Below are 12,464 nucleotides of genomic sequence, written 5' to 3'. Positions count from 1 at the left end.
TCTTACGCAGCCGCTTCGGCCGCGTACTGCATGCTCCAGCGGTCTTTACGGCGCCCGGTGATCCGGCTTCGCAGCACCTCCACCCACGCGGCCACGAACCAGCAGGCGCGCATCCAGGCGAAGGCCTCCTGCGGCAGCAGAACGGCGGCGAGGATGATGTCCCAGCGGTCGCGGTGCGGAATGCGCAGTGCCTGCTTCACGTCGTTGGCGATGAACAGCAGTGGCACGAAGAACCAGACGGGCGCGAAATGCAGGATCCCCAGCGCGGCGTAGAGCGCCGTGAAGAAGATCCAGCCGAACCGGACGCCCGCCGCCAGCAGGCCCGCCGCCTGCTGCCGCCAGTCGAGCCGGGTGTGCTTGTTGTAGCCGAACCGCAGCAGGTCCTCGACCGTTCCGACCTGCCACTTCATCCGCTGCCCCCACAGCGCGCGGACCGTGACCATGGCGTCGGTGTAGGCCCGGACGGTGGGCGACACGTGGCAGTAGTACCCCATCTCACGGATCCGGTAGGTCAGTTCGAAGTCCTCGACCTGGCTGGCGTGCAGCCACGGTCCGTGCCGCTTGTGGGTCCGGGTGACCTCGTGCAGCACCGAGTTGCGGATCGCGCACGCGGTGCCGGCCAGCACCGAGGTCCAGCCACGGCGCAGCGACGAGTCCGTCCACTTGGCGAACTCCGCCCGCTGCAACCGGACCAGGAACGCCGTACCGCGCATGGTGAACTTGCTGCTCGATCCGGCCAGCTTCGGGTCCTCGGCGAACTCCTTCACCCAGTCTCCGATGGCGTTCGGCGGGAGCACGGTGTCGGCGTCGAGGCAGACGACGATGTCGGCGTCCATCGCGTACCGGCGCCACGCCGCGTTCAGCCCACCACACTTCTTGTCGCGGTTGTTGATCGTCCGGGTGACCACCAGCACCTGGTTGTGCAGGGCGGACGCCTTCTCGACGGTCTCGTCGGTGCAGTTGTCGGCCACCACGACGATCCGGTCGGGCATCCGCTCCTGGGCGAGCAACGCCTGCACGGTCGGGCCGATCGAGGACTCCTCGTTGTGGGCGGGGATCAGCACGACGACCTGCGCCGGCCGGTTCCCGTCGACGGTCGAGGTCGAGCCGCCGTACAACGCGCTCGGTCCGTGCTGCCCGAGCCGGCTCGGCCGGGTCAGAATCCGTGTCGGAGCATCAGTGGCAAAGGTGTCACCGGGGAACATCGGGGGCCTTCCGAATGGTCGTGGGTTACTGCGCGGCCAGGGAGTAGTCGTCGGTGACCAGGCTCCCGGTGCCGTTCAGGGCGAGTCCGAAGCTGACCGCGTCGGCGCCGGCGGGCAGCGGCCCGGTCACGTAACCGGCGAGCTTCCAGGTGCTCGACGGATCGACGCACGTGCCGGTCTCCCAGTACTGCCAGGTCCCGGTCATCTCGCGGTAGTACGTGATCACGCAGACCGTCGCAGGGTGGGTGCCGCTCGTCGGCCAACTGCCCTTGAACCAGACCCAGGTCCCGTACCGGACTCCGGGTTCGGCCACCGCCAGGCAGGAGCTGTCCGCGGTGTTCTGGCTGAGCACGAGCTTCCGGTCCCCGCTTGCCCACCGGGTGACGGTCACCTGGTCGGCGGCGACACCCCGGTGAGCGCCGGCGATCCGGGACCACCGGGCGGTGGTTCCGGCGAGATCGGCGCCGGCGTGCTGGAAACAGACCGGCTCGGCGGTGAGGCCGGTGCCGCGGCGCTGCTCCAGTGACGGATTGCGCACCAGGTTCAGGGCAGCGGCGGGCTCGGGCAGCGGCAGCGCCGGCACCACACCGCCGGTGGCGTCGGCGCGGATCGCGGTCGTCGCGCACAGGTGCTGCGCGTTCATGTGGTCGACGATGGGTTGCAGGGCCGCTATCGAGTTGAGGGTCTCCTGGCCGAGACCGTCGTGCATGAGCACGATGGTCCCGTCCCGGATGCCGTTGTACGTGGTGCCGTCGGCCGTGTAGCCGTCGACGACAGCCGACACGATCTGCTCGGTCGAGGTGCCGGCCCAGTCCCTGGGGTCCACGATGTTCGCGCCGGGCAGACCCCACGGCATGACGATCCGGTAACCGAGGCTCCGGGCCAGGGCGTCGGCGTGCGCGTCGATGTCTCCGTAGGGCGGCCGGTACAGCGTCGGCTTCGGCACACCGGCCGCGACGATCGCGGTGGACGCCTGGTTCAGCTCTCGCTTGATCTGATCGTCGGTGAGCGGCGTCGTCCCGGTCGACGCCCCGGTGACAGAAGCATGGTCGTACGTGTGGTTCTGCACCGAATGTCCGCCCGCGACCTCCGCCCGCAGCAACGCGGCCGTCGTGGCCCCGCCGTCGGCGACGTTCTTGCCGACCACGAAGAAGGTGGCCGTGACGCGCAGCGCGTTCAGCTCGTCCAGCATCGCCCGGGAGTGCGGCCCCGGGCCGTCGTCGAAGGTGAACGCGACGTTCCCGCCCGAGCAGTCGTTGCCGAGCGGGCGCTTCGGCTCGCTCGCGGCGGCCGCCTGGAAGACCCCGGTGACCACGGCCAGGCCGGCCGCGACCGGGAAGGCCAATGGCCGCCACCATTGCCTGCGTGTCATGATTTCTCCATTGCGAGAATGACTCGTTCGGGTTTCACGTCGGCACGCGGCGTCGACCGGCGCGTTGCCCGGTGAGACCACGAGATCGCTGTGGAATGCAGGGCATTGATCGCCGTAGCAGCAGGTCATGCGACGTCCGATCGACCTGCCCGGCAGGCGGAGTCACGAAAACCGCCCTGCCGAGAAATAGGCTAGGGCACTTGAACTCTTTTACAAGACACCCAATGGGGGTCGCCCAAAAGCCGGTTCACATACCCGTACGCCATTCTGGATCAAGCCGGAACGGGCAAGGTGGTGGCATTGACCTGGCCGCCCGCGAAGACCGGCCTTTCCGGCTGAGCGAGCCGGGCGTCCGCACGGTGATCGACATGCCCGGGATCTCGGCGACGTGTGCGCCGGCGACCGCCGGGTGCAAGGGGACGGCAGCGGCCAGCGGCCGCTGATATGCGCCCTACTTGCTGGGGACGCTTTCGAAGGTCTTCGGGACCGAGAGGGACGTCCAGTGGGACACCGGCCAGTAGATCGCGAAGGCCCGGCCCGCGACCCGGCTGATCGGGACGGTGCCCTGGTCGGAGTCGAGGTGCGCGCGGGAGTCGGCGGAGTCCGAGCGGTGGTCGCCCATCACCCAGAGGCGGCCGGCCGGGACGGTCACGTCGAACTTGTCGTCGGAGGGCGCGTCGCCGGGGTAGAGATAGTCCTCGTCCAGCGCCTGGCCGTTGACGGTGATCCGGTTCTGGGGGTCGCAGCAGATCACGTGGTCGCCGGGGGTGCCGACGATCCGTTTGATGTACTCCTGCTCGCCCGGGCCGGCGCCCCACGAGGCGGGCGGCTCGAAGACGATCACTTCGCCGCGGTGCGGGTCACGGAATCGGTAGAGGAGTTTGTTCACCAGCACCTTGTCGTTCAGGAGCAGGGTGTTCTCCATCGACCCGGACGGGATGTAGAAGGTCTGGAGCAGATAGGTGCGCACGCCGGCGGCGACTACCACGCCCACGACGATGAGCACCAGGAGCTCGAAGCCCTTGGAACGGTAGAACGGACGACCGGTGATCTTGTCCTCGGACACGGGCGGAGCGTACATCAATCGTCACAGCCCGGCAGGAAACAACCGGGCTGTGACCGATCGATCAGGCCAGTTCGATCTCGGCGGTCAGCGGGCCGTCCGCCGCCTCGGTCTGCACCGAGCGGATCACGCCGGCTGCCAGCACATCCCTGCTGACCAGCGCGAACGCTGCCTCCGGCCCGCGCACGACGAGGCGCGCGACCTCGCTGCGCATGGACTGCTTGGCCTCGGATTTCGCTTTGCGGACCAGCCCGAGGACCGTGCCGGCCAGAGTGAGCAGACCGGCCGGCAGCTCTGGGTCGAGCGCCGTGGCGAACTCGCCGGCGGACGGCCACGGCGCGCGGTGCACCGAGCCCTCCTGCCACCAGGACCACGCCTCCTCGGTGACGAACGGCAGCATCGGCGCGAACAGGCGCAGCAGCGTGCGCAGGGCGACGGCCAGCGCGGTGTGCGCGGAACGCGTGGCGGGGTCCTCCACCGGGCCGTACGCGCGTTCCTTGACGAGCTCCAGGTAGTCGTCGCAGAACGTCCAGAAGAACTGCTCGGTGCGCTCCAGGGCGCGGGCGTAGTCGTACGCCTCGAAATGCCTCGTGGCGTCGGCGGCCACCGCGGCCAGGTCGCCCAGCATGGCCCGGTCCAGCGGCTCGGTGACCTCGCCCTCGTGCAGGTCGAAGCGGAGCACGAACTTGGTCGCGTTCAGGATCTTGATGGCGAGCCGGCGGCCGACCTTCATCTGGCCGGTGTCGAACGCCGTGTCGGTGCCCGGCCGCCCGCTGACCGCCCAGTAGCGCACCGCATCCGAGCCGAACTCCTCGAGCAGGCCCATCGGGGTGACGGTGTTGCCCTTGGACTTCGACATCTTCTTGCGGTCCGGGTCGAGGATCCAGCCGGAGAGCAGCGCTGTCCCGAACGGCAGGCTGCCGAACTCCTGGTGGGCCCGCAGCACCGTGGCGAACAGCCAGGTCCGGATGATCTCGTGGGCCTGCGGGCGCAGGTCCATCGGGAAGACCCGCTGGAACAGGTCGTCGTCGGTGCCCCACCGGCCGGCGATCTCCGGGGTGAGCGACGAGGTGGCCCAGGTGTCCATGACATCCGGGTCCGCGGTGAAGCCGCCCGGCTGATCCCGCTGGTCCTCGGTGTAACCGGGCGCGGTGTCGCTGCTCGGGTCGACCGGCAGCGAGGTGGCCGCGATCGGGGACGAGTAGTCGGGCTCGCCGGCCTGGTCGAGCGGGTACCAGATCGGGAACGGGACGCCGAAGAACCGCTGCCGGCTGATGATCCAGTCCCCGGCCAGGCCGTCCACCCAGTTCTCGTACCGGGCCCGCATGAACCCTGGTGACCAGGTCATCTCCTTGCCGCGCTCGATCAGGGCGGCGCGCAGGGCGGCGTCGCGGCCGCCGTTGCGGATGTACCACTGCCGGGTGGTGACGATCTCCAGGGGCTTGTCGCCCTTCTCGTAGAACTTCACCTGCTGCGTCGTCGGTCGCGGCTCCCCGTCCAGCGCGCCGGCCGCCCGCAGCAGCTCGACCATCGCCTCCTTCGCGGAGAAGGCCGTCTTCCCGGCCAGGCGCGCGTAGGGCTCGGCGTCCACGCCGGCCGGAGGCTGCGGCAGCAGGCGCCCGTCCCGGCCCATCACCGGCCGGGTCGGCAGGTCCAGCTCCCGCCACCAGATCACGTCGGTGAGGTCGCCGAACGTGCAGATCATCGCGATGCCCGAGCCCTTGTCCGGCTGCGCCAGCGGGTGCGCCCTGATCGGCACCTCGACGCCGAAGACCGGCGTGGTCGCGACCGTGCCGAACAGTTTCTTGTACCGCTCGTCGTCCGGGTGCGCGACCAGCGCCACGCAGGCCGGGAGCAGCTCGGGCCGGGTCGTCTCGATATGCACGGAACCGCCGCCGGCCAGCCCGAAGGCGAGCCGGTAGTACGCGCCCTGCCGCTCCCGGTCCTCCAACTCGGCCTGCGCCACGGCGGTACGGAACGAGACGTCCCACAGCGTCGGGGCGTCGGCGAGGTACGCCTCCCCACGCGCCAGGTTGCGCAGGAACGCCCGCTGCGACACGGCCCGGCTGACGTCGTTGATCGTGCTGTACTGCAACGACCAGTCGACCGACAGGCCCAGCTGGCGCCACAGGTCCTCGTACGCCTGCTCGTCGATCGCGGTCAGCCGCTGGCACAGCTCGACGAAGTTGCGCCGGGAGATCGGCAGCGGCCGGCTCGGCGGGGTGTCCGGCGGCACGAACGCGGGGTCGTACGGCAGGGACGGGTCGCACTGCACCCCGTAGTAGTTCTGCACCCGCCGCTCGGTCGGCAGCCCGTTGTCGTCCCACCCCATCGGGTAGAACACCTCGCGCCCGGTCATCCGGCGGTAGCGGGCGATGGCGTCCGCGTGCGTGTACGAGAACACGTGCCCCACGTGCAGCGACCCGCTGACGGTCGGCGGTGGCGTGTCGATGGAGAAGACCCGCGACCGGGGCGCCGAGCGGTCGAAGGCGTAGGTGCCGCGCTCGGCCCATACCTCGCGCCACTTACGCTCGATCCCGTCGAGTGTGGGCTTGTCGGGCACGGATGTCGTTTCGGTCACCGCAAAACTCTACGCAACGCTCCCTGCCGGGTCATCCGCAAATGCGCCTGCGTCCACGGACGTGGCGGGCCGGTCAGGAACGCTGCGTTCCCATCAGGGCGTTGAGCCCGCCGGTGCGCCGCAGCTTCTGCCAGCCCAGCCGGATCCCGCCGAGCGCGGCGAGCGTCGACTGGATCAGCACCAGGTACATCAGCTGCCGGTAGACGAACTGCTGGAGCGGCACCCGCCACAGCGGCTTCAGCGACTCCCCGTCGAGCCGGAACGCGTACCACGTGCTGAACAGCTGGACCGCCAGCATCGCGACCCAGGCGGCGAGGGTCTCCACCGGGTCGAGGAAGAACAGCCCGTAGATCAGGAACACGTCGATCAACGGCGAGAGCAGCGGCAACAGCGTCTGGAACAGCGCCAGGTTGAGCAGCCCGCGCCGCCCGAACCTCCCGCCCGGGCCCTTCTCGAACAGGGCGCCGCGGTGCTTCCACATCGCCTGCATCGTGCCGTAGCTCCACCGGTACCGCTGCCGCCACAGCTGCGACATCGAGGCCGGTGCCTCGGTCCAGGCGCGCGCCCGCTCCTCGTAGACGACCCGCCAACCTGCCCGGATGATCGCCACGGTCAGATCGGTGTCCTCGGCCAGGGTGTCGTCGCTGAGGCCGTTGACCTGGGCCAGCGCCTCCCGGCGGAACGCGCCGATCGCGCCGGGAACGGTCGCCATGCAGCGCATCACGTCGTAGGCGCGGCGGTCGATGCTGAAGCCGACCACGTACTCGATGTGCTGCCAGATCGCCACCATGCTGTTGCGGTTCGCGACCTTGGCGTTGCCGGCCACCGCCCCGATCTCCGCGTCCGCGAACGGCTGGACGAGCAGGCGGACGGTGTCCGGCTCGAACACGGTGTCGCCGTCCATCATCACGACAACCTCGGTCCTGGCGTGCGCGATGCCGTTGTTCAGCGCGCTGGACTTGCCGCCGTTCGCCTGCCGGACCACCTCCACGTTCGGGTGGCCGAGCGCCTCGGCGATCTCCGCGGTCCCGTCGTCGGACCCGTCGTCGACCACCACGATCGTGATCGGGTGCGTGCTCGCCACCAGGGACCTCAGGGTGTCGGCGATGCACTCCTTCTCGTTGTAGGCCGGCACGATCACGGTCACCGGCTCGGTGTACTCCCCACCCCACGGATCCGCGCTCCTGCGGTACCTGTTGGCATGCCTACGACCCAGGATCACCATCAGGATCAGGCGTACGACGGTGAGCACCCCCAGCACCAGCAGCAACCAGGAGAACCCGATCGTCACACCCTTGGCCAGCCGGATCGCGCCGACCAGCCCCGTGCCGATCGCGCGGTCCCCGGCGCTCGCCGCGGGATTGACAGTGCTGTTGCCGGTGAGCGCCGCGACCGTGGTGAACGTGTAGCCCTCCTTCTGCAGGGCCGGGATGACGGTCCTCAGCGCCGTCGCGGTCTTCGACCGGTTGCCGCCGCCGTCGTGGAAGAGCAGGATCGCGCCCGCGTCGTCCTCCGGCATGACCGCGTCCTCGATGTCGGCCATCGTCGCGGCCGACTCCCAGTCCCGGCTGTCCAGGTTGTTCACCACCGTGAGGTAGCCGCGCTCACCCACGTCGGCCATCACGTTCCAGGTCCGGTCGTCCAGCGCGGCGACCGTCGACGAGTACGGCGGCCGGAAGATCAGGCTGGTCACCCCGGCCGCCCCGGCCAGCGCGAACTGGGTCTCCTGCGTCTCCACGCCGCGCCGCCACTCGCCCTTGCCGGACATGTCCGGATGCGTGAAGGTGTGGATGCCGATCTCGTGGCCGGCGTCCTTCACCCGCTCGACCAGCCCCGGGTACTGACCGATCTGCGAGCCGATCATGAAGAAGGTGGCCGGGACGTCGTACTCCTCCAGCACGTCCAGGATCTCCGGCGTGTACGTCGGTGACGGCCCGTCGTCGAAGGTCAGCACGATCTGGTTGTCCGGCACGGTGACCGTGGTCGTCGTGGTGCCGTCCGTCTGGATGATCGGGCCACCCGTGAGCGCCTCGCTCGGCACCTCGCCGGTGTCGCTCGTCGAGGCGGCCGCGCCGTCCTGGGCGAACTCGCCCTGCACGATCCCGTTGACCAGCAGGATGCACGCGAACAGGCCCAGCACCACGGTCAGCACGATCCAGCGCGGGCGTGGCACGGGCACCCGGACGCGCCGGCGGCGCACCCCTTTCGACGTCTCGGCGGACACCGATCTCCCCCTCGCGCCGCGCTGCGCTGCGCCGGCAGGGGTCTTATCGGCAGGAATTCCGCACACATGAGGCATTTGCCGGTGGGATAGTCGCCGGGTGGCTTCACACCGCTTGGCGTACGTCTCGGCCGCCGCTCTCCTGATGGCCGTCAGCGGCTGCTCCTCCGACGACGACAAGAGCACGGCCACCCCTGCGCCGTCCTCCGCGACCGCCCCGGCGAGCACGTCGGCCTCGGCGACCACCATCCCGGCGACCCTGCGGTCGGCGCCCTACGTCGACGTGGTCAGCGGCTCCCTCGACATCGCCGACGTGGCCGCCAAGACCGGGCAGGCGGACTTCACGCTGGCGTTCGTGCTGGCCGACAGCGCCGGCGCGTGCACGCCCACGTGGGGTGGCAAGACCGCGATCGGCGACAGCACGGTGGCCGCCTCGATCGGCGAGATCACCACCGCCGGCGGCAGCGCGATCGTCGCCACCGGCGGGGCGACCGGCACCTACCTGGAGAGCGCCTGCACGCAGGACCAGCTGGTCACGGCGTACGGGACGGCTCTGGACGCGGCCGGCAGCAACCGCCTCGACGTCGACATCGAGCAGTCCGTGACCGTGGAGACGGTCGCCGGGGCGCTGGCCGCGCTGCAGAAGGCCCGCGGCACCGCGATCACCGTGACCCTGCCGGTGGAAGGCATCACCGCGGGCCTCGCCGATCCCGGGATCGAGCTGCTGCAGGCCGTCGAGGACACCGGCGCCGAGGTGACCGTCAACGCGATGACGATGAACTTCGACGCGGCCGGCGGCGGCTGGGGCCGGGCGATGACGACGGCGGCCGAGGCGGTCAAGGACGATCTCGACAGCATCTGGACGGAGAAGTCCGACGCGGAACTGTACGAGATGCTCGGCGTCACCCCGATGATCGGCGTGAACAACTCCGGCGGGACGACGAAGTCCGCCGACGCGACCTATCTGCTCGACTGGGCCGCCGGCAAGGACCTGGGATTCGTCCGTTTCTGGTCGGTGAACCGGGACAACGGCAACTGCACCGACGGCTCGGTGGCCTCGAATTGCAGCGGCATATCGCAGACCACATATCAGTTCACCGACCAGTTCCACGATTACGCGGGTTAGCCCGACGCCGAACTCGCCGCCGCGGTGGCCGTGGCGGTCGCCGTCGCGGAGGCGCCGACGGTCGCCGACGTCGAGACCGTCGCCCTCGCGGTCAGCGCCGAGTCGGAGGCCTGCACCACGCTCGCGCCGACCACGCCCATGTAGAGAGCGGCGAAAAGGGCGACGAGGACGCCGGCGACCGCCAGCAGGCGCTTGCGCCGCCCGGTCGTGTCGACAAAGACCTGAACGCCTTCCTCGGCGGACATCACAGGAGTGCGAATCATCGTTTCCGATTCCTTCCGATTGGTCACTCACGACCCTAGGAATGGAATCTGCGAATCAGCTTTGTGCGACCCCGGCGAATTCTGTCAAGAAATGCTCACTAATCGTTGGCGACACCATTACTGAGAGCATTCAACCGGCCGTAGTCGAGCGCGCCGGTCAACTCCTGATAGGTGCCGGCGCCGAACGTCTCCCGGGCGGCCCGCTCGACCAGCCCGTACGCCGCCTGCGCCACCGCCGAGCCCAGACTGATGCGGGCCACCCCGAGCTTCGCCAGCTCCCCGATCGGCGGCGCGCCCGGGCCGGCCATCACGTTCACCGGTCCCCGGATCGCCTCCACCAGTTCGCCGATGACGTCCGGGTCGGTCACCCCCGGCACGAAGATCCCGTCCGCGCCGGCCTCCAGGTACGCCCGCGCCCGGGTGATCGCCTCGGCCACGTCACCGAGCCCGAACAGCAGCGTGTCGATCCGCGCGTTCAGGAACACGCCCGGCGCGGCCTCGTGCGCCGCCGCGATCCGGGCGACCTGCTCGTCGATCGAGCGGGCGCCGTCCTCCAGGTTCACGCCGGCCACGCCGGCCGCGGCCATCTCGCGCAGAGTGCGGGCCGGGTCGCCGTACCCCGCCTCGACATCCACCGAGACCGGCACGGACACCGCGGCGACGACCCGGCGGGCGGCCGCCACGGCGAGCTCACGGCCCAGGACGTCACCGTCCGGGGTGCCCAGGCTCCACGCCACCCCGGCGCTGGTGGTGGCGACGGCAGCGGCCCCGGCCGCCGCGACGATCCGGGCGCTCGCCGCGTCCCAGGCGTTGACCAGGACGAGCGGGGAACCGGGCTGGTGCAGGGAACGAAAGTCAGTCACGCCGGGAAGTCTGCGCGGGCGCCTCGCCCGGCGACAGGTATTCAGCTCACACTAAAAGCATGGTCGCGATCGCTCTCCCGCCCGACGCCGCCACCCGGATCAGGTTCGCCGTGTCGTGCCTCTGGGAGGTGGTGGCCAGCCTGCGGGGCGTCTCCTCCGTCCATCGGACATGGGCCCTGCGCGACCGGCCCGATCCCGGTGGCCTGCTGGCCCGGCTGGTCCCGCCCGCCGGGGGCTATGCGCCGGACTTCCTGACCCCACCTCCCGGCGGCCCGGCCACCGGCCTCCCGGCCGAACTTGCCACACTGCGCCGGACCGATCCGGAAGTCGTCCGCGAACACCTCGCGCTGATGCCCGGCGGTCGTGACCTCGACCTGTTCCGGGACCCGGCGACCGGGCTCGCGCGGCTCTGCGACGAGATCGCCGCCTACTGGGACACGGCGATCGCACCGGACTGGCCCCGGATGCGGGCCCTGCTCGACGCCGACGTCCGCCGCCGGGCCCACCACCTGGCCACCGAGGGCGCCGCCGCGGTCCTCAACGATCTGCACGAGCGGGTCCGCTGGACCGGCGGCACGCTCCTGGTCGACCAGCGGCACTGCACCGCACCGGACGTACCCGACGGCAGCGGCCTGGTCCTGGTCCCGTCGGTCTTCGCCTGGCCGTCGGTCCTCACCGTCTCGTCGTGGGGGACGCCGCAGCTCGCCTACCCCGCCGCCGGGGTGGCCACGCTGTGGGAGGAGGAGCAGGCGCCGCTGCCGGACGCACTGAGGGCGCTGCTCGGCGCCGGCCGGGCCCGGATCCTGACCGAGCTGGGCACCGCGCTGTCGACGACCGAGCTGGCCCGGCGGACCGGCATCACACCCGGCGGGATCTCGCAGCACCTGCGGATCCTGCGGGCCGCCGGGCTGGTCGCGACACACCGGGAGGGACGGTTGCTGCTGAACTCGCTGACACCCGCGGCGGAGACGCTGCTGGCCGCGGCACGCCAGCCGGGCCAGGCGCTGCCCGCGGATCACCCGGGAAAGGCCTAACCTCAGCGGTCATGAGTTTCGCGCGGAGAATCCGGCCGGTCGTCGATCGTGTCTACGTCGGGGTGAGGTCGGGCAGCCGTGACCGGGTCCGCGCCCTCTATGCCGAACGTGGCCTGCGCCCCGGGTTCGAGAGCAGCTTCTACTTCGGCCTGCTGGCTCGCCCGATGCCGGCGGACGGCTTCGCCGCGGCAACCGTCTACGGCGGTGGTGACATGACCGCGGAACTCGAGCAGGGCATCGCGGTGGTGGACGACGACGGGACCTGGCGGCTCACCGGCCTCGGCCGGGACATCGCCATGGCGGTGCAGCGGGTCGTCGGGGAAGCCGCGGCGCAGCGATGGGATCCCGGCCCGCCGCTGGACGCCATGCTGCCCGGCCCGGCGGCGCTGCCCCGTCTGGCCGACCTGGTCGGGCGCCTGCTGGAGGCCGGGCAGGCCACCGGCGGGCCGGCCTTCCGGGCGCTCGCGCCGGTGTACGAGCCGGTGGACGCGTCCCCGGCGGTGCGCCTCACGACCCGTCTGGGTGCGCTCCGGCACCACCGCGCGGACGCGCACCGCGCGGCCTGGCAGGCAGCCGGCCTGACCGTCGGCCAGATCACGGCGCTGCCCGCCGGTCCTGAGCGGCGAACGATCGACGACGAGACCGACCGCCGGGACGAGCCGATCTATCAGGCGCTCGATCGCGAGGAGAGAGTGGAACTCCTGGCCGGGCTCGGCGCCCTGCCGTGACGGGGTGG

At 70.7% G+C, this 12,464-nt stretch carries 10 protein-coding genes; 3 read left to right on the top strand and 7 right to left on the bottom strand.

What is annotated here, in order from left to right:
- Window positions 1-2: 2 nt before the first annotated feature.
- The 5 genes from Acy02nite_RS29165 to Acy02nite_RS29145 form a co-directional block, all read right to left on the bottom strand.
- Complete coding sequence (locus Acy02nite_RS29165) at window positions 3-1,118, bottom strand: glycosyltransferase family 2 protein (protein WP_203746521.1); 1,116 nt, start codon at window positions 1,116-1,118, stop codon at window positions 3-5.
- Window positions 1,119-1,230: 112 nt separating this feature from the next.
- Complete coding sequence (locus Acy02nite_RS29160) at window positions 1,231-2,577, bottom strand: polysaccharide deacetylase family protein (RefSeq protein WP_203746519.1); 1,347 nt, start codon at window positions 2,575-2,577, stop codon at window positions 1,231-1,233.
- Window positions 2,578-3,028: 451 nt separating this feature from the next.
- On the bottom strand, window positions 3,029-3,658 hold the full coding sequence (lepB, locus tag Acy02nite_RS29155; protein ID WP_203746517.1) for a signal peptidase I: 630 nt from the start codon (window positions 3,656-3,658) through the stop codon (window positions 3,029-3,031).
- A gap of 46 nt (window positions 3,659-3,704) precedes the next feature.
- Window positions 3,705-6,203 carry a valine--tRNA ligase gene (valS, locus tag Acy02nite_RS29150; RefSeq protein ID WP_203746716.1) on the bottom strand — a complete coding sequence of 833 codons (2,499 nt, stop codon included), beginning with the start codon at window positions 6,201-6,203 and terminating at the stop codon, window positions 3,705-3,707.
- 91 nt (window positions 6,204-6,294) lie between these two features.
- The gene (locus tag Acy02nite_RS29145; protein ID WP_203746515.1) at window positions 6,295-8,445 is read right to left on the bottom strand and encodes a bifunctional polysaccharide deacetylase/glycosyltransferase family 2 protein; all 2,151 of its coding nucleotides are present in this window, start codon (window positions 8,443-8,445) and stop codon (window positions 6,295-6,297) included.
- A 97-nt stretch (window positions 8,446-8,542) separates the two neighbouring features.
- Between Acy02nite_RS29145 and Acy02nite_RS29140 the strand changes: the two genes are divergently transcribed.
- Window positions 8,543-9,568, top strand: a complete 1,026-nt coding sequence (locus Acy02nite_RS29140; RefSeq protein WP_239175328.1) for a glycoside hydrolase family 18 protein — start codon at window positions 8,543-8,545, stop codon at window positions 9,566-9,568.
- Here Acy02nite_RS29140 and Acy02nite_RS29135 read toward each other — a convergent pair.
- Both Acy02nite_RS29135 and Acy02nite_RS29130 read right to left on the bottom strand, forming a co-directional pair.
- Entirely contained in the window at window positions 9,565-9,831 is a 267-nt protein-coding gene (locus Acy02nite_RS29135; protein WP_203746506.1) for a hypothetical protein, read from the bottom strand. The two genes, Acy02nite_RS29140 and Acy02nite_RS29135, sit on opposite strands and share 4 nt — an antisense overlap.
- A gap of 98 nt (window positions 9,832-9,929) precedes the next feature.
- The gene (locus Acy02nite_RS29130) at window positions 9,930-10,694 is read right to left on the bottom strand and encodes an isocitrate lyase/PEP mutase family protein (RefSeq protein ID WP_203746504.1); all 765 of its coding nucleotides are present in this window, start codon (window positions 10,692-10,694) and stop codon (window positions 9,930-9,932) included.
- 59 nt (window positions 10,695-10,753) lie between these two features.
- Here Acy02nite_RS29130 and Acy02nite_RS29125 point away from each other — a divergent pair, with 59 nt between their 5' ends.
- Window positions 10,754-11,728: an ArsR/SmtB family transcription factor gene (locus tag Acy02nite_RS29125; RefSeq protein WP_203746502.1), complete on the top strand. Its 975-nt coding sequence runs from the start codon at window positions 10,754-10,756 to the stop codon at window positions 11,726-11,728.
- Between the two features lie 11 nt (window positions 11,729-11,739).
- Window positions 11,740-12,456 carry a hypothetical protein gene (locus tag Acy02nite_RS29120; protein WP_203746500.1) on the top strand — a complete coding sequence of 239 codons (717 nt, stop codon included), beginning with the start codon at window positions 11,740-11,742 and terminating at the stop codon, window positions 12,454-12,456.
- Window positions 12,457-12,464: the final 8 nt, after the last annotated feature.

This window comes from Actinoplanes cyaneus, from assembly GCF_016862095.1.
Lineage (GTDB): Bacteria > Actinomycetota > Actinomycetes > Mycobacteriales > Micromonosporaceae > Actinoplanes > Actinoplanes cyaneus.
Note: the sequence above shows the minus strand (reverse complement) of the source record. Positions and strands in the feature narration are given on the sequence as shown.

What these genes read in the sequence shown, in the direction of transcription:
- Acy02nite_RS29160 (WP_203746519.1), bottom strand. Translation starts at nt 2,577, where the DNA reads ATGACACGCAGGCAATGGTGGCGGCCATTGGCCTTCCCGGTCGCGGCC.
- lepB (WP_203746517.1), bottom strand. Translation starts at nt 3,658, where the DNA reads ATGTACGCTCCGCCCGTGTCCGAGGACAAGATCACCGGTCGTCCGTTC.
- Acy02nite_RS29135 (WP_203746506.1), bottom strand. Translation starts at nt 9,831, where the DNA reads ATGATTCGCACTCCTGTGATGTCCGCCGAGGAAGGCGTTCAGGTCTTT.
- Acy02nite_RS29125 (WP_203746502.1), top strand. Translation starts at nt 10,754, where the DNA reads ATGGTCGCGATCGCTCTCCCGCCCGACGCCGCCACCCGGATCAGGTTC.
- Acy02nite_RS29120 (WP_203746500.1), top strand. Translation starts at nt 11,740, where the DNA reads ATGAGTTTCGCGCGGAGAATCCGGCCGGTCGTCGATCGTGTCTACGTC.